Raw genomic sequence first — 25,230 nt, 5'->3', positions numbered from 1 at the left:
TCGTGGGTCGGGCTTTCATGTCGCGTCACCTCATGTCACGTTAAGCCGCGTCGACGAGACGGCGATGCTGATCGGTATCGATGTTCGCGCCGGTGACGACGAGCACCAGCGGTCCGCGCTGCAGCCGCTGCACGGGCAGCGCGCCGTCGAGCAACGCGGCGATGCCGACCGCCGCCGCACCTTCGACGACCAGCCGTTCGTGCCGGTACGCATGCACGATGCCGCGCGCGATCGACGCCTCGTCGAGCAGCACGATTTCGTCGGCAAGCTCGCGCGTCATCGCGAACGTATGGCGGTTGTCGAGGCCGATGCCGCCGCCGAGCGAATCCGCGAGCGACTCCTGTTCTTCGATCAGCACCGGCTTGCCGGCCGCGAGGCTCGCGTGCATCGCAGCGCCGCGCGCCATCGTCACGCCGGTCATACCGATGCCCTGGTTCACGCGCTTCGCCGCGAACGCGACACCTGCGAACAGCCCTCCACCCGACAACGGCACGACGATGTTCGCGACGTCCGGCAGCGCCTCGACGATCTCGAGGCCGATCGTCGCCTGGCCGGCGATCACGCGCAGATCGTCGAATGGCGGCACGTACGCGTAGCCCTCTTCGTGCACGAGACGCAGCGCCTCGCGCTCCGCGTCGTCCTGGCTGCGCCCGACGATCCGCACGCGCGCGCCGAGCCCGCGTACCGCGTCGACCTTGTTGCCCGGCACCAGCGACGACATGCATACCGTCGCCTCGAGGCCCAACGCGCGCGCCGCATGGGCGACCGCGCGGCCGTGGTTGCCGGTCGATGCAGTGACGACGCGCACGCCGCGTTCTTCTGCGAGCAGCGCGAGCGCGTTGGTCGCGCCGCGCAGCTTGAAGCTGCCGGTTGGCTGCACGGTTTCGAGTTTCAGATAGACGGGGGTATGCGCGAGGGCGGACAGCGCGGGCGATTCGACGAGCGGCGTCCGGCAGACCCGGCCTTCGATGCGGCGGCGAGCATGGTAGACATCGACAAGCGAGAGTTCGGACATGGCGGGACCTGCGCAGGGCGGCGTGAACCAGCGGGGCCGCGGCGGGTCGTCCGTTACCGGGTCCGCATCGGCACTCCAACGTTTCCGTGTTTCGATGCGGCCCAGTCTAATGTCCTAAAAAATGTTTTTTATTGTCCTAGTTCATTTCAGATCGACCTACGCCGACTCAGTTGAAATCGTGCACCTGTGGGTACTGGTCGAACACGTCGCGCATCGTCTCGAGCGCTTCGCGGTAGACGTCCTCGCCGACCTCCGCCCCGACGCACACGCGGACCGCGTTCGGCCGCTCGGCGCCACGCACGAGGAACGGGTCCGGCGACGTCACCGCGATGTCGCGGTTGCGCAGCTCGCGCACGAGCCGGTCGGCCTGCCAGTGATCCGGCACGCGCAGCCACGCGGACAGTGCATGTGGATGCGCGCCCAGCACGTGCGTACCGAGTACCTGCTGCAGCACCGCCTGGCGCTTCTCGAGCCGTTCACGCTGCACTTCGACGAGCCGCGCGGCGGTGCCGTCGACGATCCAGCGGGTCGCGACTTCGGCCATCGGCGACGTCGCCATCCAGCTGCTGACACGCAGCACGCTCTCGGCGCGCAGCGCGAGGCGGCGCGGCGTGGTCATATAGCCGATGCGCAGGCCGGTCAGCACCGACTTCGTCATGCTCGTGCAGTAGAACGACAGCTCCGGAATCAGGCTCGAAATGGGCGCCGCGGACTTGCCGGCGGAATGGCCACCTGAGTTGCCGCCGGATTTGCCACCTGAAGCGACGAGCGGGCCGTACACGTCGTCCTCGATCACATAGACGCCGTAGCGCTCGGCGATCCGCGCGATCGCGCGGCGGCGCGAATCGGGCATCAGCGCGACGGTCGGATTGTTCAGCGTCGGCGTGCAGACGAGCGCGGTGATCCGCTCGCTGTCGCACATCTCTTCGAAGTGCTCGGGGTGGATGCCGAACTCGTCGATCTCCAGCCCTTTCAGCGTAAAGCCGAGCACGTTCGCCGAGCCGATCACGCCGTGGTCCGTGAGGCTTTCGCACAGCACGGTATCGCCGGGGCCGACCAGCGACGCCAGCGCGAGGAAGATGCCGTGCGCGGCGCCGTTCGTCACCAGCAGCGTGTCGGGCGACGCGGGCATGCCAAGCGATGCGAGCCACGCGATACCCGCCTGCCGATGATGCTCGAAGCCCGCGATCGGGCGAAACGCGCGGATCCACGGCTGGTCGTCGAGCGCGGCGAGCGACGCACAGACCTTACGCCACATCGCGTCGTGCTCCGCGGTGTGGATGATCCGCGCGATCGAAAAATCGACCACCGAACGCTCGGCGGTGTCGAGCATGTAGTTCGACATCGTTTCGGTGACGCGCGCGGCGACGAAGCTGCCGCGCCCCACTTCGCAGCGGATCAGCCCTTGCCTTTCAAGTTCCTTGTACGCGTTCGTGACGGTCTGCACGCTGATCGACAGCTCGGCCGCGACGTCGCGCTGCGGCGGCAGCCGCGCGCCCGAGCGCAGCACCCCGCTTTCGATGTCGCCCGCGATCGCTTTCACCAACCGCTTGTATTTCGATTCGGCGCCGTGTACCGCGCGCACCGCGTCTCGCCACTGCTCGATCACCGGGTACCTCCCATGTCCGGCGTTTATAGTGCGGCAAAACGGTACGGGAAAATTATTGTCCTAGATCAATTCGAAACAAAAATATGGCTTTGTATGCTGCGTTCATGGCGGTGTGCCACGACATCCGCGCGCGGCGTGTTGCGACGGTATTTCGCCTGCGGGCGGCGCGTAATGCGCTGCGCCATCCACCTGCCACGACACGGGATCGACATGATATCGACGCGCACGACCGCCATGTCCGGCGCCTTCTGCCTCGCGGCAGCGGCGGCGGCCCTGTTCACCCTGCCCGCTGCGGCGGAAACCACGCTGCAGCGCATCCAGCGCACCGGTGAAGTCCGTATCGGCTACGCGAACGAAACACCGTTCGCGTACACGACGCCCGACGGCAAGGTGACCGGCGAATCGCCGGAAATCTCGCGCAAGATTTTCGCGAAGCTCGGCGTGAAGAAGGTCGACGCGGTGCTGACCGAATGGGGCTCGCTGATTCCGGGTTTACGCGCGGGCCGCTTCGACGTGATCGCCGCCGGCATGTACGTGACGCCCGAGCGCTGCAAGCAGGTCGCGTTCGCCGATCCGCAGTACCAGATCCAGGACACGCTGCTGGTGCTCAAAGGCAACCCGAAAAATCTGCACAGCTACGCCGACGTGGCAAAGCAGCCTGACGTAAAGCTCGCGGTGATGGCTGGCGCGGTCGAACTCGGCTACTCGCGCGAAGCAGGCGTGAAAGATGCGCAGCTGATGCAGGTGCCCGACACGACCGCGCAATTGCAGGCGGTACGCGCGCATCGCGCCGACGCCGCGGCCGGCACGGCGCTGACGATGAAGGGCCTTGCGTCGAAGGACGCGGACCAGATCGAAGCGATCGGCAGTTTCACCGACGATCCGAAGCACACGGGTTACGGCGCGCTTGCATTCCGCCCGGAAGACACCGATCTGCGTGACGCGGTGAACAAGCAATTGCATGCGTGGCTCGGCACGCCGGATCATCTGCAGACGGTCGGGCCATTCGGCTTCGACAAGTCGAACGTGACGACGAAGACGGCTGCGGAGATCTGCGGGAAGTAAGCCGTATGCGTCGGCCTCGGGTCGGCGTCTTCATCTGAAAGCAGGGAGCCGCCATGCAAGAACTGTTTCCGCTGCTGCTGCAAGGCACGCTCGTCACGATCGAGATCGCGGTGTGCGGCACGCTGATCGCGATCGCGATGGCGTTCGTCGCGACGGCGGCGAGGCTCGCGCCGTGGACGCCGCTGCACTGGATCGGCAACGTGTATGTGGAGGTGTTTCGCGGCACATCGCTGCTCGTGCAGCTGTTCTGGTTGTTCTTCGTGCTGCCGCTGCCGCCGTTCCGGGTCGAACTCACGCCGTTCACCGTCGCGATCGTCGGGCTTGGTCTGCACTACGGCGCCTATGGTTCGGAGATCCTGCGCGGCGCGTTGCGCTCGGTGCCCGGCGGCCAGTTCGAAGCGGCGCTTGCGCTAAACCTGTCGCCGCTCACGCGGATGCGCCGCATCATCCTGCCGCAGGCGATGATCAACGCGCTGCCGCCCGCGACGAACCTGATGATCGAACTGCTGAAGGGCACGTCGCTCGTGTCGCTGATCACGCTGTCGGACCTGACGTTCCGTGCGCGCCAGCTCGACGAGGCGACCTTCAAGACCGCCGAGATTTTTGCGCTCACGCTCGTCATCTATTTCGTGCTCGCGCAGATTCTCGCCACGGTGATGCGCCATTTCGAGCGGCGCGTCGCGCATGGCATATCGGGCGATTCCGCACGGAGGGCCGCGCGATGAACCATTTCTTCGACGTGCCCTACGCGCTGCACATCCTGCCCGACCTGCTGCGCGCGTCGGTGTACACGATTCTGATCACGCTGGTCGGCTTCGCGATCGCGCTGGTGCTCGGCCTCGCGCTCGCGATACTGCGGCGCAGTCCGATAAAACCGCTTGCTCGGGCGGTCGGCTTCTTCGTCGAGTTCGTGCGCAGCACGCCGCTGCTGATCCAGGTGTACGTGCTGTTCTACGTGATGCCGCTGTACGGCGTCACGATGTCCGCGCTGGCGGCGGGCACAGTCGGCATCGCGGTGCACTACGCGTGCTACACGTCCGAGGTCTATCGCGCGGGGCTGAACGGTGTCGCGCGCGGTCAGTGGGAAGCAGCCTGCGCGCTGTCGCTGTCGCCCTGGCGCACGTATAGCGGCGTGATCCTGCCGCAGGCGATCCGCCCGATGATTCCCGCGCTCGGCAACTACCTTGTCGCGATGTTCAAGGACACGCCGGTGCTGTCGGCGATCACCGTCGTCGAGTTGATGCAGCAGGCGAAGAACATCGGCTCCGAGACGTTCCGTTATCTCGAGCCGATTACGCTCGCGGGGCTGTTCTTTCTCGTCATCAGCGTGACGTTCGCGCAGCTCGTGCGGCGCCTCGAAATCGGTCTGAGACTGCCATGACTTCACCTGACCGCCCTACCGAATCCCCCGTGATGGAGCCCCCGATGAAGCGAGATCCTGTACCTGCCTTCGGCGCTGCCGCAGATGCATCATCTGCTCCGATGGTGCGCTTCAGCGGCGTGACGAAACGCTACGGCGCGCTGACGGTGCTCGACGAGCTCGACCTCGAGATCGCACCGAACGAAAAGGTGGCGATCATCGGACCGAGCGGCTCCGGCAAGTCGACGCTGCTGCGCGTACTGATGACGCTCGATCCGCTGACCGGCGGACACATCGACGTCGACGGCGAACCGCTCACGCACATGATGAAGAACGGCACGCTGGTGCCCGCGTCAGCCGCACACCTGCGACGCGTGCGTAGCAAGATCGGCATGGTGTTCCAGAGCTTCAACCTGTTCCCGCACATGACCGCGCTCGCGAACACGATCGAGGCACCGATGCGCGTGCTCGGCCTCACACGCAAGGAGGCGAACGAACGCGCGCGCGAACTGCTGTCGCTTGTCGGGCTCGAGGACAAGTGCAATCACTATCCGTCGCAACTGTCGGGCGGGCAGCAGCAGCGCGTTGCGATCGCGCGTGCGCTCGCGATGCGGCCGAAGGTGATGCTGTTCGACGAAGTAACGTCGGCGCTCGACCCCGAACTGTGCGGCGAGGTGCTGAACGTGATTCGCCGGCTCGGCGCCGAGCACAACCTGACCATGCTGATGGTCACGCACCAGATGGGCTTCGCGCGCGAATTCGCGGACCGCGTGTGCTTTTTCTCGCAGGGCAAGATCATCGAGCAGGGGGCGCCGCAGCAGTTCTTCTCGGCGCCGGAGCATGAACGCACGCGGCAGTTTCTGCGCGCGGTGCGCGAAGCGGTTTGAGGTTGACGGCTTCGGCCTTAACCTCAGCCCACTAACGGCGGCATCGCAGTGCGTGCGATAAAGCGCGGCTCGCTGCGCCATTGCGTCGCCTGCTCGAACGCATAGCCGAGCGCGAGCAGCCGCGCTTCGCTCCACGGGGCGCCGACGAACGACACCCCGATCGGCAAACCGCGCACTGTGCCGGCCGGCACGGTCAGATGCGGATAACCAGCGACCGCGGCAGGCGTCGAAAATCCGTCGTCGCCGCCGCCGTCGCCTCTGAGGATATCGGTCAGCCATGCGGTGCCGCCCGTCGGCGCGACGATCGCATCGAGCCGGTCGTCGCGCAGCACGCGTGCCAGGCCGTCATCGCGCGCTCCTTTGCGGCATGCCGCGAGCGCCTTCAGATAGGCGTCGCTGTCGAGACCGCCGAGCGCCTGCGCCTCCGTGAACAGCTCCTGACCGAAGTACGGCATCTCCTGCCCGCGATGCGCGTCGTTGAACGCGATCACGTCGGCGAGCGTGCGGACCGGGGCATGAGGCGCAAACGTCCCGAGCCACAGCGGCAGATTGTGCTTGAACTCAACCAGCAGCACCACATGCTCGTCGGTGTCGTAGTGCACCTTGGGCAGGTCGACCGGATCGACGAGTTCGGCACCGAGCACGACGAGTTGCGCGAGCGCACGCTCGATCTGCCGGTCGACTTCGTCGCGGCCCGTGAAAAACTGGCGCGCTACGCCGATCCGCGCGCCGCGCAACGCGTGCGGATCGAGCGCGGCCACGTAGTCGTCGGGGGCGGGCGCATCGAGCGTCGCGGGATCGCGCGGGTCCGTGCCGGCCAGCGCCTGCAGCAGTCGCGCGGCATCGGTCACCGTGCGCGCAATCGGCCCCGCTGTGTCCTGCGTGTGCGAGATCGGCACGACGCCATCGCGGCTGACGCGGCCGACCGTCGGCTTGAGTCCGACCACACCATTGATCGACGCGGGCGACACGATCGATCCGTCGGTCTCGGTGCCGACCGCCATGTCGGCGAGACCTGCGGCGACGGCGACCGCCGAGCCCGAACTCGAGCCGCTCGTGTTGCGGTCGAGCGCATACGGGTTACGCGTGAGGCCGCCGCGCGCGCTCCACCCGCTCGTCGCATGGGTCGAGCGGATGTTCGCCCATTCGCTCAGATTCGTCTTGCCCGCGATCACGACGCCGGCGTCGCGCAGTCGACCGATCAGTGCCGCATCGCGCGTCGCGTGCACGCCGTCGAGCGCCAGCGAGCCCGCGCTCGTCGACATGCGGTCGCCGGTCGCGATGTTGTCTTTCACGACGACGATCGCGCCGTGCAGCGGTCCGCGCACCTGCCCCGCGCGGCGTTCCGCGTCGAGCGTACGGGCAATCGCCGATGCATCGGGATTCAGTTCGATGATGCTGTTCAACCGCGGGCCACGGCGATCGAGCGCGGCGATCCGGGTCAGGTAGTGGCGCAGTGCGCCGGCCGCGGTCTCGGGTGAAGTCGATTCATGCAGGGGCCGCGCCGCGTCGGCCTGCATGCTTTTCGTGGACACGGCGGTTGTCAGAAGACCGAGCGAAGCGAAGAAACGGCGTCGTTGCATGAAGGCTCCCTCATGATGAGTGGGCACGATTATGGATTGTCAAAATCCGGCTGCGCGCGAGGTCCTCGCCCGGTACCCTGACCCACCCGATCGCTTCCAGGCTTTCGCTTCGTGTGCGGTCAGCTAAGATACGTCGATATCGACGGTATCCACAAGGCACGGGAAACCGACCCGCCATCCGGCCCATGATGGCTTTCACCTGCCTCGCTCAAGCCTCGGGGGAGACCTTGCGCAGCTCGCCAAAGCCGACCCGGCTCGCATTGCTCGCGTTGTTGTTTCTGGGTGCGCACGCGATCTGCATCGCGACGCTTCGCTCGTCGGCAACTTCAGTGAGCTATCTCTTTCTGGTGCTTGCGCCATCGCTGGCACTGGCGGGCTGCTGCTGGCGCGCCCGCGCGGAAGAACGACAATCGCGGACATTGTGGGTGCTGCTCGGCGCCGGCATGTTCCTGTGGATCTGCGGCATTGCGCTCAGCGCGTGGGAGGATCTGGTCCAGCAGCTTCCGCCGAATGTGACGTGGTTCTCCGATTTCAGCTTCTTCCTCTATGGCGTGCCGATACTCCTCGCCATTTCGTTCGGCCCCAATGAACGGCAGATCCCGTTCTTCGTGTGGATCGACGCAGCCCAGGCCGTTTTGACCGGCTACCTCGCGTACATGGTCATCTTTTCGGTTGCGCCGTTTTCCGACCATGCGCTCGAGCCGATCCCGGTCTCGTCGCTGGTGCTGACCTATAACGTCGAGAACGTCGTTCTCGCGATCGCGGCAACGTTGCGTCTGCTGGTTCAGCCGCGCGGAAAGGACCGCGCCTTCTACGTGATCCTGTGCGGCTATCTGTGGATCTACGCCGTCATCGCCGCTGTCTACAACAACTGGGCGGCCACTTCTTCCGGCGGTCGCATCGTGCTCGACATCATCGTCGACGTGCCGTTTCTTTTACTGGGCATCGCGTGCCTGATGCGGCCGGCGCAACAGATCGACGCCAACGCCGCGGAGAACAAGCGGCCTCTCGCCGTCGTCATCGAAAACGGTACCTCGGTCTTCTATACGATCGCCCTGCTCATATTGAGCGTCGTGTTGATACACGATCATTTCGAGATCGGCGTCGTCGGCGTTTTCACCGCGCTGCTCGTGTACATGTTGCGAACGACGGCGCTGCAAAGCCGGCTCTTCGAGACTCAGCAGGCGTTGAGCCGGGCCCGGGACATCCTCGAGGAAATGGCGCTCACCGATGCGCTAACCCAAACGGCCAACCGTCGCTGCTTCGACCAGACGCTGGCCATCGAATGGGAACGCGCGGTTCGCGATCAGGTACCGCTGAGCCTGCTTCTGATCGATATCGACTACTTCAAGCAACTCAACGACCGCTACGGCCACCCGGCGGGGGACCAGTGTCTCGTTGCAGTGGCGGGCGCATTGCAATCGATGCTGCCGCGCGGCAACCTGCTCGCGCGCTACGGAGGCGAGGAATTCGCGGCAATCATGCCGGCAGCCTACGCGGACTATGCACAGGTCGTCGCCGACAACATGCTGGAAGCGGTCAGCGTGCTCCGCATCCGCAATGAAACGTCGTTGGGCAATTTCGTGACGGTGAGCATCGGGATCGCGGTATCGGGAGCGCCCGACATGCAGGCTCCGCATCAGATCGTCGAAACGGCGGACCGTGCGCTCTATCACGCGAAAGAGCGTGGTCGGAATCGTGCCGAATCGGTCGTGCAACACGAGTCGCTGGACTCGGCGGACCCGCTGGGCTCGCTATACGACTGACCAGCCGATCCGGCAACCATCCAGGCTTCAGCGCGTCAGTGCGCGGCCCTGCTAGCACCGCTGCTGCGGCCACCGCGCGCGAGTTCGTCGCCGGCGTCGTGCGGCAGCCGCGCAGTCACCGGAATCGATGCGATCGCGAACAGGCCCACGACGAGAAAGGCGGGCCAGAAATCCGACTGGGCAACCGTCGTATGCCCATGCAGATCGCGCGACAGCTGCAGCACGATGCCCGCGATCGTCACGCCAAGGCCGAGCGAAATCTGCTGGATCACACTCGAGACGCTGGTCGCGCGTCCGACATCCGCGCTTGGGATATCCGCATACGCGAGCGAATTCAGGCTCGTGAACTGCAGCGATGGAAAGAAGCCGCCGAGCAGCACGACACACCAGATCAGCCAGTGCGGCGTGCCCGGAAAGAACAGTCCATACACCGCGATCGCCGCGCCCGCGAAGACCGCGTTGACCATCAGCACCGAGCGAAAGCCGTAGCGATGCAGCACGCGCTGCGCGATGCCCTTCATGAACATCGAGCCGAACGCCGACGCGCAGGTAATCGACCCGGACGTGAACGCGGTCATCCCGAGCCCTTCCTGCAAAGCGAGCGGCAGCAGGAACGGTACCGCGCCCAGGCCGATGCGAAACAGCGAACCACCCGCGACGCTCGCGTGAAAACTCGGAATGCGCAGCAGGCGCAGATCGAGCACCGGCCGTTCCACCTGCTGTGCGTACCACCAGTACAGCACGAGCAGCACAGCGCCCACCGCGCACATGCCGACCGACCACGCGTTCGAGATCAGCTCGCCGCCGACGAGCGACAGCCCCAGCATGAACAGCGACGCGCCGCCCGCCGACAGCACGAAGCCGATCCAGTCGAGCGGGCCAGGGTGCGCTTCGCGCACGTTCGCGATGTACTTGTTCGCGAGCCAGATGCCGAGCACGCCGATCGGAATGTTGATGAAGAAAATCAGGCGCCAGTGCAGATAGGTCGTGATGAAACCGCCGAGCGGCGGCCCCACGACCGGCCCGAGCAGTGCGGGCACCGTCAGGTAGTTCACCGCGCGGATGAAGTCCGACTTCGGCACCGAGCGAAAGATGATGATGCGGCCCACCGGCACCATCATCGCACCGCCGATGCCCTGCACGAAGCGCGCGAAGATGAACATGCCGAGCGATCCCGACGCCGCGCACATCAGCGAGCCGGCGATGAAGACGCCGATCGCGGTGCGGAACACGGTACGCGAACCGAAGCGGTCGGCGACCCAGCCGCACACCGGAATGAACACCCCGAGGCCGATCACGTACGCAGTGATGGCGAGCTTCAGCGTGATCGGGTCTTGTCCGAGATCGCGAGCAAGTACCGGAAGCGACGTGACGAGGACGGTGGAGTCGACGTTCTCCATGAACATCGCGCACGCGACGATCAGGGGGACGATAAAAGCGCCAAGGGCAAGCGGCATCGGAGCGAGGAAGACGGCCTGACAGGGCCGCCAGTATGAGAAGACCAGCGTCGCCTCGACTGGTGTAGCGAGGCAACGCTGGACGATCAGAAAGGATTAGAACAGATCAGGCGACTTCAACAACCATCCCACGCAGTACAACTCAACCCCGCTTCAGCGCGACGCGCTGACGATCGGTTGCAGCTGCGGCAGGATTTCGCGGGTCGCGCGATCGACGTCGTTCTGGAAGTCGATCTCGATCCACGGCGCGCCGGTCACGTCGGCGGTATCGAACACCTGGCTGCGCTCGAGCAGCAGGTCGCGCACCGCTTCTTCGTGCGGCAGGTTCGCGCGGCCGCTGTCGATGTAGCCCGCGACGATCTGCGCGAAGCGGCGCGCGGTTTCTTCGCGAAAGCGGAAGAAACCCACCGATTCGCCGATCGTGTCGTACTCGAGATTCACCGCCAGCTGCTTGCGCAGTTCGACCGGCACGCCATCCTTCAGGCACAGCTTGACCGGTTCGTCGCCGGTTTCGAAGTCGCGGTCGATCAGCAGACGGTTGGTCGTCTCACCCGCTACGAGCGCGCTCAGGATGCGTTCGTCGTACAGCACGTCGGCGTCCATCAGCAGCACGTCGCCGCCGCGCGTCAGCGCATCGGCGACGGTGTGCACGGTCAGCACGCTGCCGAGGTCGAAGCGCGGATTCAGCACGATCTCGACCTTGTGCGGCCAGTTGATCCGCTGCAGTTCCTTCTCGACGGTTTCGGGCTGGAAGCCGAGTGCGAGCACGACGTCGTCGACACCGGCGGCGTCGAGCATCTGCAGATGGCGTTCGAGCAGCGTCATGCCGTCGAAGCGCAGCAGGCATTTCGGAAACTGCTCGCCCGCCGGCTGCTGGAGACGCAGGCCGAGACCCGCTGCAAGAATGATGGCGCGCATGGGCGGTCCTTTTAAAAGTATCAGTCGACGGCCGGCACGCGTGTCGCGCGCCGCCGTTGCCAGCTTCGTTCGCTGAAGTGAAGATAGAGCAGGCCCGGCAGGCCGAGCAACAATTCGCGTGCGCGCTTCGCGAGCGACAGCGCGAGCGCCGCATCCGGCGGCAGGCCCACGAGCGGCGCGAGCAACAGATAGCCGCCCTCCTGCACGCCGAGCGAACCGGGAATCGCGAACGCCGCGCCGCGGATCGCCTGACCGACGCTTTCGAGCAGCAGCGCGTCGATCCAGTCGACCGGGTGGCCGAGAAAACGCAGCGCGAGCCACACTTCGACGGTACCGACGATCCAGCCCGCCAGGCTCAACGCGAAACTCGCGGCCACGCGCGCGCGATTGCGATACAGATCGTGCACGGCGGCATCGACGGCGTCGGCGCGGGTCGTCAGCGACGACCAGTCGCGCTTGCCGAATATCTTCGACACGACGCGCAGCATCCTCCCGAACAGACCGCGCCGCTGCGCGATGTAGAACATCACGATCATCCCGCCGAGCACCCCCGTCGCGACGATCGCCGCGGTGCGCAGATCCTGCAGCGCGCCGTGCGCCGCGTACGCACCGAACAGGCCGAGGCCGAGCAGCGCGAAGAGTATTTGTGCGAGCGCCTGCAGCGTGGTGCTGACGGTAATCGCGGCCGCCGCGTCGCGCATGCGCATGCCGCGCTGCGCGAGCTGGCGCACCATCACGACCGGACCGCCGATCTGTCCGGCGGGCAGCAGGCTGTTCACCGATTCGCCGATCCATCGCGCGACCAGCGCATCGCGTTCGGTCACGCCATCGCGACGCCGGTCGAACAGCACGGAAATCGCCCTGGCGTCGAGCACCAGCGGCACCACGTGGAACGCGGCAACGAGCGCGAGGCCCCAGCCGGCGGCGAACAGCGTCGACGTGACCGAGCCGAGTCCCTGCCACGCGAGCAGCGCGACGAACAGCGCTGCTCCGATCGACAGCAGGACCATGGCGGCGCGGGTCACGCGGAATCCCCGCTGCGCTTCATCAACTGGCGGAACACCTGACGGAAGCCGAAGTACGCAATCGCGTCCTTCATGTTCGAGATGAAGCGCCGCCACGGCCGCATGTTCGGATCGGTGACGTACTCGAACGTCAGCGACACGCGCATTTCGTTCTCGCCGGCCGGCGAGATGCGGTGACGCAGCTTGTCGCCGTCGAAGAACACGAGACCGCCGGGTGGAATCTGCACCGAGCCCGGCAGGTCGGCGACGTCGGGGTTGCGCGTATGCAGTTCGTAGTCGAGGCGGCACGACGATTCGTCGATCACGCCGAGCAGCAGCGTGTAGCGGCGGCCGTCGTAGTACGACGTGTCGTAATGCCAGCCGATGTGATCGCCCGGCCGCGTGTAGTAGTAGAGCGCGTACGCATGCGGGTCGTCGGCGGGCGATAGCTGAAGGCGGTCGCCGGACATCTGCTCGAGCCAGCCGATCAGCTCTTTCGAGCGATACAGCTGCGCGATGAACGGCGCGAGCCGGTCGATCGTATGACGGCTCACGCTGCCGCCCTGCTTGTGGCCCGGCAGGTAATTGCGGTTGACCTCGCCGAGCAGCGCGCGGGCACTCTGCGCCAGCTGCGCGGTGACGTCGGGCGCGAGGAAGTCTTCCAGATACAGGAACGCGCCCTGATCGACGAACGCCTTGCGCAGCTGCGGGTTGTCGAACTGGCGCGTGCGACCGGCTACCGCGCGGTCGGGATCGGGGCTGGGAGCGGAAACGGAAGGATGCGGCGGGAGGCCGGTCGGCATTGCGCGGGTCGCGTCCGACGCGACAGGTGCGTCGACGGGTGTACTCATCGGCCCACCCACGCCTGGCTGGCTTCCTTACCGGGCTGCACAGCAGATTGCACGCGGCGCATCACGCGGAAGTAGTCCACCGCGACCCATACGGCGAACAGCGGCGCGCCGATCGCGGCGGCCACGAGGAACGGTACGATGCCGCCCGTCAGCGTGACGATCGGCAGCAGATACAGCACGTCTTCTGTCTCGAAGCCGATGGCGAACGCCTGCTTCGTTCCGGTCTTGCCTTCCTTGTCCTCGATGCGCATCCGAAGGAAGAAAATCAACGCGACCGCGACGCCCGCGACGCCGCCCATCAGCACCGGCGACACCGCGATGCTGCTTGATCCGCCCGATGCGGCCACTGCGAAACCGAAGCCCACGAACAGCAGCACCGTGACGATCGCATCGCACGCGAGATCGTAAAAATGACCGATGCGGCTCGATTTCCCGCTGATACGCGCGAGCTCGCCGTCGGTGTGGTCAACGAAATTCGAGAGAACGATCAGCAGTGTGCCGACATTGGTCCACGCGAAGCCACCGCGCGCAAGACACAGCGCGCCGGCGAGTCCGATCGCGAGACGGACGGTGGTCAGATGGTTCGGCGTGATCCAGGTGTCGACCAGCGGCGTGACCAGCCGACGGGCAACGCGAGCATCCCATGTTCTGGGCGCAGGAACGTTCTTTGGGGATTGCGGTCGTGAAGTCATAACGCGGAAATATATACGGGTTTGTAAGATCTTGCTGTTTTGCCCGCGTGTTTTTTCGCAAAAACTCTGTCGCAAAACCGGGACCGACCTTTGGCACAAAACGGAAAGAAAGCACAAAGTCCAGAACGCAGGTACAGTGCCGTTTTTCCGATGCACCGTTGCGGCGAACGTGTCGCCGAACCCTTATGAAAAGCGTTCTTCTCCCGTTATTCGTCGCGCTGTTCGTTGCCGCTCCGCTCAGCGCCCGCGCCACTGCGCTGGACGACCCGCTCGCGTGCAATGAGTCGGCTCATCGCTTCATCGCCGACCTCGCCGCGCAGCAGTTAATCGACCCCGCGCCGAACCGGGTCGAGAGCAATTCGATCAACGCATTCAGCCCCGCGAAAGGCGCCGATCTGACCGCGTACGGGTTCAGCGTTGTGGCGATCGTCGGATACGAGAAAGACGACCCGATGTTCCGCACCGGCGACGGCGAACCTGTCGCGCAATCCGCGTACGGCGCGGTCGTATTCGGCGGTACGGAGAAAGTGCAGGCCGCCGTCACCCAGGCCGGCAGCACTGCGATCGTTCATCATGTCGCGCCATTCGTCACGGCGATCTTCTGCAAGCGCAACTAGGTCTGCGCATGCGTCGTTGCGCGGCATAGCGCCGCACGTGCCGCCGCCGGTTCTAAAAAGCCAGCGCCCGCTACGGACGAAAAAAACCCCTCCGTAGAGGGGCGGCGGCAGGGCCCCCCGCCATCAAAGTGCCACGCGATGAATCCATCGGTCAAACGGTCACGTGCACCTCGTGCGTCTCACAGCTTGAGCCCCGACGGATCGGCGGTCAGATAGCCGACCGACGCGCCAAAGCGATCCTTGTAGTTCGCACGCACGAGCGGATCGAGCGTCGCCTTCACCTTGTCGTGCAACGGGCTTTCCCAGTCGCCGACGTGCTGGAAGTTGCTCATCACATACGTCCAGCCGTTGATCTCGTCGACGGCATGCAGCCCCGTCGATTCCGCGCCGGCCGGGCACGACAGCACGCGTGCGAGCGTCTTCGTGTCGACGTGATACGCCCACAGGAAGTTGTTCACGTGCATCCCACTGTCCTCGCCGATGAACAGCGTGCGCAGCTTCTCCGAATACTTGAGGTTGTCGGGGTTCGCGATCTTCCCGGCGTTCGCGGTGTTGCCGAGCGCGTCCGCCGATGCGAGGTCCTCGCCGACGAGCGCCGCCGGCGCGCTCATGTCCACCGGCACCCAGTCGCTCGCGATCGCCGTGCCGGCCCGGTCGCGCTGGCCGCCGGTCAGGTTCAGCGCGTACACGGCGCCCGCGTTGATCGTCTTGTCGACGGCGACATCGGTCGATGCGGCATTGCCGCGCACCATCGACTTCTCGATCCGCGACATCGCCGAATACAGCACCTTGTCCTTCGCATTGACCGTCGTGCCTTCGAGCTTCGTGAAGCCCATGCTGCCGCCCGCGAGCGCCGCGTAGCGATGCGTCTCGAGGAACGTGGCCGCCTTCGTCATGCCGGGCTTGATGCGAATCCAGTTGAACGTGCCGTTGAAGTTGATCTTCGTGTAGCTCGCGTCCACCGGGTCTTTCGTCGCGACGTCGAGGATGTCGGCCGCGGTGAGGCTGTTCGCGAGCGCTTCGATTTCGTCGCTGGTCGCGTGGCCGAGGTTGATCCACGACAGCGTCGCGGCGCCCGCGCCCGCCGACGCCGTCTGCGTCCACTTCGCGACGTACAGCGTGCCCGCCGACAGATCGGCTTCGCGATCCGCGATGAACATGAAGAGGCCGCCATTGGTCGCGTCGTCGCCCATCAGCACGGTGCGCCGGTCGGGCATCACCTGCACGAGCTCGTGCGAGATGCGGCCGAGGCAATAGTGCTTGCGGATCGTGCCGGTGCCGTCGGGATTCACCGTCACTTCGGGCAGATGGCCGTAGTGATAGGGGTTCGCCTTCGTCTCGTCGCCGTACAGGTTGCGGCTGAAGCCCTTGAACTGGCTGCTGGTCGCGACGGTCGTCGCGTCCGGCTCGTACTCCTCGCTCGACAGATGCGTGTTCCACGGCGACAGACTTGCGCCGCACGTGATCCACAACCCATGCGCGCTCGACGTATCGACGTTCGAATAGCTGACGAGCGTCAGCTTGCCGGTGGCCGGATCCTGATCGAGCGTGAGCACCGCGATCGGCGACGGCAACTGGCCGTACATCGATGCAAGGCTCTGGTCGCGCGTCGCGTATTCGAATTGCACGACCGCGAACACCGTGTTGCCCTTCACGCCTTTTACGGTCGGCTGGTCGAGCCGGATCAGCGAGCTGCCGTCCGGACAGTCGGAGAAGAACTGGCGCTCGTTACCCGCCACCGAGCGATCGACGATCGGCTGGTTCGAGATATCGAAATAGCCACCGGCGAGGATCGTGCCGCCCTTCGTGTCCGCCACCCTGTCGCCGGTGACGAAGAACGGCTGGTACGCGAGCTTCCACGTGCGGCTGCTGCCGTCGCTGAACTGCGCGGTCAGCGACGATGCGACCGACGTCCGCGCCATCGCGGCCGGGTCGGCGAGCGTCGGCGCGGCCATCGCGGCAAACGCCGCCGCGGTGAAGTTCGCGACCGGTTTCACGAGCGTCGTCGGGTTCAGGTCGTCACTGCCGCCGCAGCCGGCGAGCAGCGCCGACGAAGCGAAGCCGAGCGGCAGCATCGGCGCGCCGACGAGGATTTTCAGGGCCTTGCGGCGGGAAGGGTCGAGCTGCTCTGCCATGGGTCGAGTCCGGGGTTATGGTTTGCGTGTGGGGTACGCGCATAGCCGGCCCGGGCCGGAGACGACATGACTCTTCGCTCGCGCCGCTATGACGCGAGGATTCTATGAAATGAATATGAAAGTATATTGACAGGCTTTATTAATATTTCAGCCGGGATGCCATTGGCAACCCGTCATCCGGACCTCATCCAGACATCACCTCGGCCGACCGAAACCGCCCTCCACCCATGCCTCGGCATTGGCACGCGCAAGCTTGAAACCGGCCGACACCTTCGCCTGCGCGAGCTGCTCGCCCAGCGCGTCGAAAGCGGTCAGCAGCGCGTAGGGATCGTCCTCGTCGGGCACGATGTCGAGCGTGACGACGATCTCGCCGTCGGGCGAATCGACGGTCACGCGTTTGTGCAACTGTGCGTGCCGCTGCTGCTCGTGACGCCGCAGCACTTCCGATGCGGTCTTGACCAGCGTGTTGAACGCCGACGTATCGAGCGGCTTCGGGTTCTTCTTGTCGCGGCCCATCGTCCACGGGCCGACGAGCGCGGGCTCGGCTTCGCCGTCCTTGATCATCTCGACGGCCCAGCCATCGTCGTCTTCGTTCTTGATCACGCGTGCGGTCCAGCCGTTGGTGCGCCACAGGCGCGCGTCGAACTGCTCGTCGGGGGTCTCGTGGGGCGTGTCAGAAGTGTCGGGTTTGTCGGTCATCCGGCTAGCTCGCGTAAAAGGTATCGCAGGTATGCAAACCGGTCATTCTACCCGCGCAGCGATGCGCGCCCGTCCCCTCTGACGATCGGCCAGGACCTCGCGGCCTGTCGCGGCGTTCATTCCGTTTTCCGAAAAAATCTATTGCATTGTTATTGGAGAATTTATAGTGAACTTATAAGACATCTTTAATTGCGCATAAAAAAACGCGGCTCGAAAGCCGCGTATCAAAGATGAAAAAAGACCACCCTTGGTCAAAGGGGCAAGACGAATTGTAGTGCGTCGACACACTATCTTCGACCTCATAAACAGGAACAGTGACTTGCTTAAAATGGCCTGAATTCAGGTAATGATCCGTAACCGGTGCGCCTTGTCCGTTGAGGAACTCCCACGAGCGTCGCGAGGCCGCAACAACGCTTTCATTGACAGCCGCCATTCACTCCGGGAGGCAATACGGAAATCTCTTTATTCATCGGGGTTTACGACTTTCAATCCAGCTATTCCCAATAGCGGAATGCATTGTTGCGCAACTCGAGATTAAAGATTGGTCTGTTAAGAATACACTTCGCTCCGAATCGTCAGGCAACCGGCGGCACCCGCGGTATGCGCTGGAGTGCGATTCCCCATGCACTGTTCTCGGAGTTGGAAATATGAAAAAAACCCTTATCGTCGCGGGCATTCTGGGCAGCTTCGCAGCCGCCGCGCACGCACAGAGCAGCGTGACGCTGTACGGCACGCTCGACGCCGGCCTGGTCTATTCGAACAACCAGGGCGGCCACAGCAACTACCAGCAAGGCAGCGGCTCGGTATCGAACACGTACTTCGGCCTGCGCGGCAACGAAGATCTCGGTGGCGGTCTGCACGCGATCTTCACGTTGGAAAGCGGCTTCAACCTGAACAACGGAAAATTCTCGGAAGACAACACGATCTTCAACCGTCAGGCCTACGTCGGTCTGCAAAGCGACCGCTTCGGCACGCTGACGCTCGGTCGTCAGTACGACTCGGTCGTCGACTATCTGGCGCCGCTGTCGGCAGCCGGTTCGGGCTACGGTAACAACCTCGCCGCTCACCCGTTCGACAACGACAACCTCGACAACTCGTTCTCGATCAAGAACGCGGTCAAGTACACGAGCACGAACTATGCGGGCCTGCGCTTCGGCGGCCTGTATGGCTTCAGCAACGCTGCGGGTCAGTTCTCGAACAACCGCGCATGGAGCGCAGGCGCGTCGTATGACAACGGACCGTTCAGCGTCGCCGCCGCCTACCTGCAGCTGAACAACTCGGGCAGCAGCAACACCGGCGGCGCGGTGTCGTCGGGCGACGGCAGCGCGCAGCTCGCGGCGCAACTGCAGCGCACGTATGGCATCGGTGCTAACTACACGTACGGCCCGGCGACGGTCGGCCTCGTGTACACGCATACGCAGCTCGACAACCTGCAGAGCGCCAACGTCGGTGGCACGTTCATCGGCGGCCTCTCGGGCACCAACCTGCACCTGGACAACTACGAAGTGAACGGCCGTTACGCACTGACGCCGGCACTGAGCCTCGCGGCCGCGTACACGTTCACGAACGGCAAGGTGTCGGGCTCGAACGGTTCGGGCGATCCGAAGTGGCACACGGTTTCGCTGCAGGGCGACTACTCGCTCAGCAAGCGGACCGACGTGTACCTCGAAGGCGTGTACCAGCACGCGTCGGGCGAACTCGGCAACTTCGGTGCGAACGTCGCGTCGATCAACACGCTGACGCCTTCGTCGACCGCGAACCAGACGGCCGTGGCTGTGGGCCTGCGTCACCGCTTCTAATTGGCGATGTGAACCGGTCCGCACGTCTCTGACCGGTTCGGATCTTGCAGGAAGAAGCCACGCGTGCACGACCTTGTGTCGTGCACGCGTTTTTTTGTTGCTAAAGTTTTCTGTGCGAATCGGTTGCGGATCGCGCGGGTATACTGCCCGTCAGCCGTCCTGCCATCGCGCACGCTTCTCGCGTCGTGCGCGCGCAAGCCGGCCTCTTCGCCGCGACGCGCGTCCGTGCGCATCGTTCGGCCGACCGAATGACAGAATTCGCGCTGCAGACGGCGTCCGGAAATTCAGTGGCTTCGCGAGGTGCGCATGCGTTTTCGTCGCGCGCCGCACGCATGCGCCGCTGCACCGAACCCCGTTCGCGGCCGCCAGCCGACGTCCGATGATGAAACGATTCCTCCTGCTTGCTCCCGCCGTTGTTCTCGCCGCCTGCGGTTCGTCGCCTGTGCTGCCGCCGCAGGAAGCGGCCTCGCTGCCGCCGCTGGTGTACGTGTCGTCGGCTCGTCAACCCGACGACATCGCGAGCTGTCTCGGCGATCGTCTGTCGCGTGTACAGACGTCGAATGAAAACGGCGTCACCACGCTCTCGATCGGTTCGCGCTCGCACAGCTCCTACTACGTCTGGCTGACGCCGTCGCATGGCGGCACGGTGATCAAGGTCGTACATCCGGACGGCGCACCGGACGATCCCCCCGAAGAGGAAATGCGCTTCGACATCGCGCGCTGCGCGACCTGACCGCGCCTGACCGCGTTTAACTTCATTCTCTGCGATATGGCTTCCAGCCACGCGCATCACGCGACCGGCTGGGCCGCCGGCGTGATCGGCGCCGCGCTCGTGCAACAGGCGGGCGCGGGCGGCCCATTCCATCTATATGCGCTGCTGGCGTTCGTCGCCGGCGTCGCGGGCGCGACCGCGCCCGACTGGCTCGAAGTCGCGTGGTGGTCACGCTCGCGCCGCCTGTGGGTCACGCATCGCACGGTCACGCACTGGGGTATCGGCTGGCTCGTATTGCTCGTCGTGTCGTGGCACGCCGCGCATCATCCGCTCGGCGCCGCGGCGTTCGGCTTCGCATGCGGCGGCCTGATGCACCTGCTCGCCGACTGGCCGAATCCACTCGGCGTGCCGTGGATCGCGGGACGTCATTCGCTGAACTGGTGGAATAGCGGACGCTGCGATCTGCTGATCGTGGGCGCGTCGTGGGGTGCCGCGTGGGTCGTCGGCGCGCACGTGTGGCTGCATCGCGCGTATGCGTTGCCTTGGCCCGCGCACTGGCGGCTCGGCTAGCGGGGCGACCGGCCCCCGCTAGCACAGGAATTTGCCGTCAATTCCCCGACTTCCCGCATATGGATGGGTTATAGCTCCCATAGGACTGAACCTGGTCCCCGTTCTCGCGCTTGTACACCGTACGCAGGCCATCGCAGATCACAGCTGCAGTCTGCAGATTGCCCCCGCAGCGATAGCTGCTTGCGTCGTCGGTCGCTCCGCCCTGATAGATCGCCTTTTGCGGGAACGGGCAGAGCAGCGGAATGGTTGTGGTCGGGCCGCCACCGAATATCGATGTGCCACCGGAACCGAATGAGCCGTTACCGCCAGCCGCACCACCAGTCGAACTGGCGCCGCTCACGGCGGGTTCCACCAGTGAATCCGGTGGGACGTCGTTCTCAACCCAGTTGATCAGTGCAGGCATCGCCTCGGGTACCGTCGGGCAGTGCCCGGCGTTGGGAACCAGGAAGAGGCGATACCACGACTTGAGTTTGTCGAAATCCGGCGTGTTGCCGCCGGCGGAGTTCAATCCTGGCGCCCCGTACCCGTTGCCACCGCCGTTGGCAAAGTACGAAGCGACGCGGATGTAAAAATCGATGTCGTTGCGGAACTGGATCGCCGGGTCCTGCAAGCCGTGATAGACCATGATCTTCATGCCGTTCCGGCGCGCGGTTTCAAGTCGAGATGGATCGTTATCGTCGATGTAATCGGCGGTTCGCACGGACCCCAGCACAGCTTCGTTCTCGTAGACGATTGCCTTTCTCACATCGGCCCCTCCCGCTGCGGCGAGGTTGATCGACTGCTGGTCGAGATAGAGATTGCTGATATCGAAATTCTCGTCGAAGTGGTTGTAGTGCAGCACTTGCGGTGTGCTCATCGTCGATGCCGTGGCTACGCCGTGATTGATACCTCGATCGTAAGGCCCCCAGATGCGCTTGCCGAACCCGTTGTGCGGACCGGCCCAGGCCAGATCGATGCCGGCCGCCTGGATCTTGTTGAGGCAGTCAGGAGCAGCCGGAGCGCCTTTGGCGCCGCAAATGTTGTTGGTGGCACTCCACGTGCAGGCTCGCGGATCGTTCATGATCGCAACGCCGTTCACCGTGACGCCGTCCTTTGCCGCGCACGCCGTATTCGCGGCAGCGTTGGCCGCGTCCATTTGCGCCTGCGTAATCGCCGTGGTCTGCTGCGCCACTTTCCTCCGCACGATGGCATCCCATCCATCCGCCAGGCGGAACTCCTGCCAGTTGTGCGCGGGTGCGCCGATCAGCGCGCCGTCATACTCGCCGGGATAGTTTTCGACCTGCGCCCACCCCATGTGGCCGCCGCCGGAGCATGCGTTCCAGTACGTGCGTTTCGGCGCGCGTCCGTAGTAAACGTCCGCGAGCTGTTTGGCGAGCTTCACCGTGACGCCATTCGCACGGCCGCCCGCCCAGTCCTTGATCTTGCCGTAGTTGAGTCGCTGCCCCTGGATAATGCCGTAGCTGTCGCCGGCACCGCTGTTCGCATCGCCATGCCCTGAATCGCTGCCGCCGCCAATCTCCGGAGGCGTCATGTTGATCATGTCGCTGAGATCCGGAACGCTCCCCTGATCTCCACCGCCTGCGGTCATGATCAGCCGGCCACCCCAGGCCGCATTGCCGGTCTGCGTATTGAGCGGCAAAGCAATGCCGAGGCGGATCGTCTGGAAGGTGTCGACGGTCGGCGGTTTGCCGGCCGCGTACCCCGCCGTCGCACCGACTTCTCGAGGATCGCGCCATACGACGTTGACCATGCAGTAGGCGACCGAGTTCGGAGCCGCTGTCGTCGTCGTTGCCGCCGTTGCGCTGTACACGGCAGGATTGTTCGCCAAGGGAGAAAGCGACACGAGGCTCTCGCATTTTGGCAATCCGGATGCCGACTGGCCGAAAGCGAGCGTCGCTCCGCACATCAGTGCGATTCCGGCCGCAGTAGTACGTACGAACGGATAGGTTCTTTGTGAATTCACTGTCTCTCTCCAAAGTGAACTGAAAATCGAGGTGGTCAGGCTGTCGCGAGAATCGACCCCGAGGACGGTCTTCCAGAACGACACATTCAATGCCAAATAAATTTTATTTATTCTGGATGACTTATTAATATCAATACTTCTGGTCCAGACGGTCATGCGCAAACGGGCTTCCATCTGTCGGGAGATGCGATTGTTCGATTGCCCACTGGAAGTCTATGAGCGCTTGAATGAAAGAGCCATCTCGCGAACGCGGATAATCAATATGCAGAATCCGGATAGTGCCTGAGCTGGAGGTTGCGGGAAGCCGTGGGACTAGATCCGATACCGCCGCATCCGGTTTTGCCCGCTCCGGCATCGCGCACCACCTGCTCTACTGGAAACCGCTTACCGCTCCAGACAGACCTCCTCTCACAAGGACGTTCGCGGAAAGACTAACCTGTCATTTGACCTGGTTGTCGCGGAGCGCACCGCTGATCTGGGAAACGTCGCGCCGCGGATAAAATCCCTGCTTGACCAGCAACGCGATGCACGCGATCACACCGGCCACGGCGACAACAGCGAAGATGCCCGCGAACGAAAAATGCCGGCGGGCCAGTTCAGCAACCAGAAACGATCCGCCGATCCCGCCGAAGCGGCCGATCCCGAGCATCCATGCAACACCTGTGCCGCGACCGCGGGTCGGATAGAACGCGGCTGCCAACGCAGGCATCGATGACTGCGCAGTGTTCATCAATACGCCCGCAGCGAACACAGCGAGGATCAGCAAGCCGATACTGTCGACCGCATGCCCGATCAGGTACACGCTGATCGCGGTCAACCCGTAGCACACCGCGACGATCCGGTCGGCATTGAATCGGTCCATCAGCACGCCGCACAACACGGCGCCCACGCCGCCGAGCGGAAAGAATGCTGAGACCAGCGTCGCGCGCTGCGCGCTCAAGCCTGCTTCCTTCAGCAGGATCGGCATCCAGTTGATCGACGAGTAGAAAATCACGAGCCCCATGAAGTACGCCAGCCACAGCATGATCGATCCCACGATATGCCTGCGCGACAGCACGACCGCGACATCGCTCTTCGTCGAATCCACGTGACCCTGCTCCGTCATCACGAAGGAACCGGCGTCGACCGCACTGCGATCGATGCGGCTCAACGTGGCGCGGATCTTTTCGACGGGATGCGCATGCGCGACCCGATAGCGAACCGACTCCGGAAGCGCAACCAGCAGCACGATGACGAGCAGCAGAGGCATCGTCCCGCCGAACAACAGGACGCTCCGCCAGCCGAAGTTCGGAATCAGCCACGCCGCGAGAAATCCGCCGAATGCCGCGCCCAGCGGAAAGCCGCAAAACATCAGGTTGATCACGGTAGCGCGCCGGCGATCGGGGCAAAACTCGCTCATGATCGTAACGGCATTCGGCATCGCGGCACCGAGCCCGAGGCCGGTGATGAAGCGCAGCGCGGTCAGCTGCGTGAGATCGGCGGAGAAGGCCGACGCGAAGCACGCAACACCGAAGACCACCACCGACGCAATCAGCAACGCGCGACGCCCAAGGCGATCGGACAGCGGACCGGCGAAAATCGCTCCGAATGCGAGCCCGAATAGCGCGGCGCTTAGAACCGGCGCGAGCGCCGACCTGCCGATGTTCCATTCGGAGATCAACGACGGCGCAATGAACCCGATCGCGGCCGTATCGAATCCGTCGAGCAGGACAATGACAAAACACATCGCGAAGATCAGCCATTGAAACCTGGAGAACCGATGCTCGTTAAGGAACGTTTGAACGTTGACTGCCGGATTCCCTGTCATATCTTTTCCATAGTGTTGGCACGCCGGCTCGATGCATGCAATGCCGACGAGGCTTGTATAGACGCATGCATTGGTTCTTCAAAAGATGGCCGGGAACAGGTTCGCCCCGGTGAGCTTCGAAGCTCCCTCATCTATCAGAACAGGTGCCGGATACCGGCCATCACCCCGGTCTGCCCTTCGCCTGCATTCGGCGTGGTGCCGCCGCCACCGGAGCTGACCGTATAGCGGCCATGCGCGCTGTTCGACAGATAGGCGGCCTGCAGATACACCGCCGTCGCCTTCGACAGCGAGTACGTGCCGCGCAGCGTGCTCATCGTCGCGCGCGCATCCTGTTCGCGGTTGGTGATCCGGTAGACCTCGCCGTCGAGCGTGAACGCCGGCGTGATCGGATACGACGCGCCGAGGTAGAACATGTTCGAGCGCACGTCGGGCCCGCCCGATGCGTCGGCCTCGACCATGCGTCCGAGCCAGCCCCCACCCAGATGTACGCCGAACACATTCGCCCAGCCGTTCAGCTGCATGCGCACGTCCTTGTCGGCGCCACTTGTCAGCGGGAACGGCGTCACGCCGTCGAAGAAGTTCGCCGCCGCCGAGGCGCCGCCGCGCTGTTCGTCATAGGCCGCGGCCACGCCGAACGACGCGGCGTCGTACTTCAGCATCGCCGACCATTGACGACAGTTGTTGGACTGCCCCGGCACCTGCCCTGCGCAGGTCCCCTGGC

Annotated in this window: 23 protein-coding genes; 9 read left to right on the top strand and 14 right to left on the bottom strand. The window is 64.4% G+C overall.

Annotation, left to right across the window (positions count from 1 at the left end; all coding sequences use genetic code 11):
- Positions 1–40: 40 nt before the first annotated feature.
- From eutB to ACREXZ_RS23295, 3 genes are all read right to left on the bottom strand, one after another.
- The gene (gene eutB, locus ACREXZ_RS23305) at positions 41–1,015 is read right to left on the bottom strand and encodes a hydroxyectoine utilization dehydratase EutB (RefSeq protein WP_431766473.1); all 975 of its coding nucleotides are present in this window, start codon (positions 1,013–1,015) and stop codon (positions 41–43) included.
- Positions 1,016–1,181: 166 nt separating this feature from the next.
- Positions 1,182–2,624 (bottom strand): PLP-dependent aminotransferase family protein, encoded by a 1,443-nt coding sequence (locus ACREXZ_RS23300; protein WP_431766472.1) that lies wholly within the window; start codon positions 2,622–2,624, stop codon positions 1,182–1,184.
- A 65-nt stretch (positions 2,625–2,689) separates the two neighbouring features.
- Entirely contained in the window at positions 2,690–2,860 is a 171-nt protein-coding gene (locus ACREXZ_RS23295; RefSeq protein WP_431766471.1) for a hypothetical protein, read from the bottom strand.
- On the opposite strand from ACREXZ_RS23295, the gene ehuB reads away from it, so the two are divergent.
- Genes ehuB through ehuA form a run of 4 tightly spaced genes read left to right on the top strand, consistent with a single transcriptional unit; the run spans position 2,859 to position 5,936 of the window.
- On the top strand, positions 2,859–3,689 hold the full coding sequence (gene ehuB / locus ACREXZ_RS23290; protein ID WP_431766470.1) for an ectoine/hydroxyectoine ABC transporter substrate-binding protein EhuB: 831 nt from the start codon (positions 2,859–2,861) through the stop codon (positions 3,687–3,689). The genes ACREXZ_RS23295 and ehuB overlap by 2 nt on opposite strands.
- A gap of 53 nt (positions 3,690–3,742) precedes the next feature.
- Entirely contained in the window at positions 3,743–4,414 is a 672-nt protein-coding gene (gene ehuC, locus ACREXZ_RS23285; protein ID WP_431766469.1) for an ectoine/hydroxyectoine ABC transporter permease subunit EhuC, read from the top strand.
- On the top strand, positions 4,411–5,070 hold the full coding sequence (ehuD, locus tag ACREXZ_RS23280; RefSeq protein WP_431766468.1) for an ectoine/hydroxyectoine ABC transporter permease subunit EhuD: 660 nt from the start codon (positions 4,411–4,413) through the stop codon (positions 5,068–5,070). The genes ehuC and ehuD overlap by 4 nt, the downstream gene beginning before the upstream one ends.
- A gap of 44 nt (positions 5,071–5,114) precedes the next feature.
- Positions 5,115–5,936, top strand: a complete 822-nt coding sequence (gene ehuA, locus ACREXZ_RS23275) for an ectoine/hydroxyectoine ABC transporter ATP-binding protein EhuA (protein ID WP_431766467.1) — start codon at positions 5,115–5,117, stop codon at positions 5,934–5,936.
- 23 nt (positions 5,937–5,959) lie between these two features.
- Here ehuA and ACREXZ_RS23270 read toward each other — a convergent pair whose 3' ends face one another.
- Positions 5,960–7,519, bottom strand: coding sequence for an amidase (locus tag ACREXZ_RS23270; RefSeq protein WP_431766466.1), 1,560 nt, complete (start codon positions 7,517–7,519; stop codon positions 5,960–5,962).
- Positions 7,520–7,746: 227 nt separating this feature from the next.
- Between ACREXZ_RS23270 and ACREXZ_RS23265 the strand changes: the two genes are divergently transcribed.
- Positions 7,747–9,285: a diguanylate cyclase domain-containing protein gene (locus tag ACREXZ_RS23265; protein WP_431766465.1), complete on the top strand. Its 1,539-nt coding sequence runs from the start codon at positions 7,747–7,749 to the stop codon at positions 9,283–9,285.
- A gap of 35 nt (positions 9,286–9,320) precedes the next feature.
- On the opposite strand, the gene ACREXZ_RS23260 is transcribed toward ACREXZ_RS23265, so the two are convergent.
- The 5 genes from ACREXZ_RS23260 to ACREXZ_RS23240 form a co-directional block, all read right to left on the bottom strand.
- The gene (locus ACREXZ_RS23260; protein ID WP_431766464.1) at positions 9,321–10,742 is read right to left on the bottom strand and encodes an MFS transporter; all 1,422 of its coding nucleotides are present in this window, start codon (positions 10,740–10,742) and stop codon (positions 9,321–9,323) included.
- A 153-nt stretch (positions 10,743–10,895) separates the two neighbouring features.
- A complete protein-coding gene (locus ACREXZ_RS23255; RefSeq protein ID WP_431766463.1) occupies positions 10,896–11,660 on the bottom strand; it encodes an NTP transferase domain-containing protein in 765 nt (254 codons plus the stop codon).
- A gap of 20 nt (positions 11,661–11,680) precedes the next feature.
- Positions 11,681–12,685, bottom strand: coding sequence for a flippase-like domain-containing protein (locus tag ACREXZ_RS23250; RefSeq protein WP_431766462.1), 1,005 nt, complete (start codon positions 12,683–12,685; stop codon positions 11,681–11,683).
- Complete coding sequence (locus tag ACREXZ_RS23245) at positions 12,682–13,467, bottom strand: HalD/BesD family halogenase (RefSeq protein WP_431766608.1); 786 nt, start codon at positions 13,465–13,467, stop codon at positions 12,682–12,684. Before ACREXZ_RS23245 ends, ACREXZ_RS23250 begins: the two co-directional genes overlap by 4 nt.
- Before the next feature lie 44 nt (positions 13,468–13,511).
- Positions 13,512–14,207 (bottom strand): CDP-alcohol phosphatidyltransferase family protein, encoded by a 696-nt coding sequence (locus ACREXZ_RS23240; RefSeq protein ID WP_431766461.1) that lies wholly within the window; start codon positions 14,205–14,207, stop codon positions 13,512–13,514.
- A 185-nt stretch (positions 14,208–14,392) separates the two neighbouring features.
- Here ACREXZ_RS23240 and ACREXZ_RS23235 point away from each other — a divergent pair, with 185 nt between their 5' ends.
- Positions 14,393–14,824 carry a hypothetical protein gene (locus ACREXZ_RS23235; protein ID WP_431766460.1) on the top strand — a complete coding sequence of 144 codons (432 nt, stop codon included), beginning with the start codon at positions 14,393–14,395 and terminating at the stop codon, positions 14,822–14,824.
- 179 nt (positions 14,825–15,003) lie between these two features.
- Here ACREXZ_RS23235 and ACREXZ_RS23230 read toward each other — a convergent pair whose 3' ends face one another.
- On the bottom strand, positions 15,004–16,959 hold the full coding sequence (locus tag ACREXZ_RS23230; RefSeq protein ID WP_431766459.1) for a PhoX family protein: 1,956 nt from the start codon (positions 16,957–16,959) through the stop codon (positions 15,004–15,006).
- Between the two features lie 195 nt (positions 16,960–17,154).
- Positions 17,155–17,658, bottom strand: coding sequence for a hypothetical protein (locus ACREXZ_RS23225; protein ID WP_431766458.1), 504 nt, complete (start codon positions 17,656–17,658; stop codon positions 17,155–17,157).
- Between the two features lie 647 nt (positions 17,659–18,305).
- On the opposite strand from ACREXZ_RS23225, the gene ACREXZ_RS23220 reads away from it, so the two are divergent.
- The 3 genes from ACREXZ_RS23220 (at position 18,306) to ACREXZ_RS23210 (ending at position 20,739) form a co-directional block, all read left to right on the top strand.
- The gene (locus ACREXZ_RS23220) at positions 18,306–19,457 is read left to right on the top strand and encodes a porin (protein WP_431766457.1); all 1,152 of its coding nucleotides are present in this window, start codon (positions 18,306–18,308) and stop codon (positions 19,455–19,457) included.
- Between the two features lie 379 nt (positions 19,458–19,836).
- Positions 19,837–20,190 carry a sugar ABC transporter ATPase gene (locus ACREXZ_RS23215; RefSeq protein ID WP_431766456.1) on the top strand — a complete coding sequence of 118 codons (354 nt, stop codon included), beginning with the start codon at positions 19,837–19,839 and terminating at the stop codon, positions 20,188–20,190.
- A 36-nt stretch (positions 20,191–20,226) separates the two neighbouring features.
- Entirely contained in the window at positions 20,227–20,739 is a 513-nt protein-coding gene (locus ACREXZ_RS23210; protein ID WP_431766455.1) for a metal-dependent hydrolase, read from the top strand.
- Between the two features lie 37 nt (positions 20,740–20,776).
- Here the strand turns inward: ACREXZ_RS23210 and ACREXZ_RS23205 are convergent, their stop codons facing one another.
- The 3 genes from ACREXZ_RS23205 to ACREXZ_RS23195 all read right to left on the bottom strand — a co-directional run.
- Positions 20,777–22,858, bottom strand: coding sequence for a tannase/feruloyl esterase family alpha/beta hydrolase (locus ACREXZ_RS23205; protein WP_431766454.1), 2,082 nt, complete (start codon positions 22,856–22,858; stop codon positions 20,777–20,779).
- A 283-nt stretch (positions 22,859–23,141) separates the two neighbouring features.
- On the bottom strand, positions 23,142–24,509 hold the full coding sequence (locus ACREXZ_RS23200) for an MFS transporter (protein ID WP_431766453.1): 1,368 nt from the start codon (positions 24,507–24,509) through the stop codon (positions 23,142–23,144).
- A 134-nt stretch (positions 24,510–24,643) separates the two neighbouring features.
- On the bottom strand, positions 24,644–25,230 hold a 587-nt coding region (locus ACREXZ_RS23195), incomplete at its 5' end, for a porin (RefSeq protein WP_431766452.1).

Source organism: Paraburkholderia sp., from assembly GCF_050742655.1.
Classification (GTDB): domain Bacteria; phylum Pseudomonadota; class Gammaproteobacteria; order Burkholderiales; family Burkholderiaceae; genus Paraburkholderia.
The sequence above is the reverse complement of the archived record's forward strand: the minus strand, read 5'-3'. Positions and strand labels throughout refer to the sequence as shown.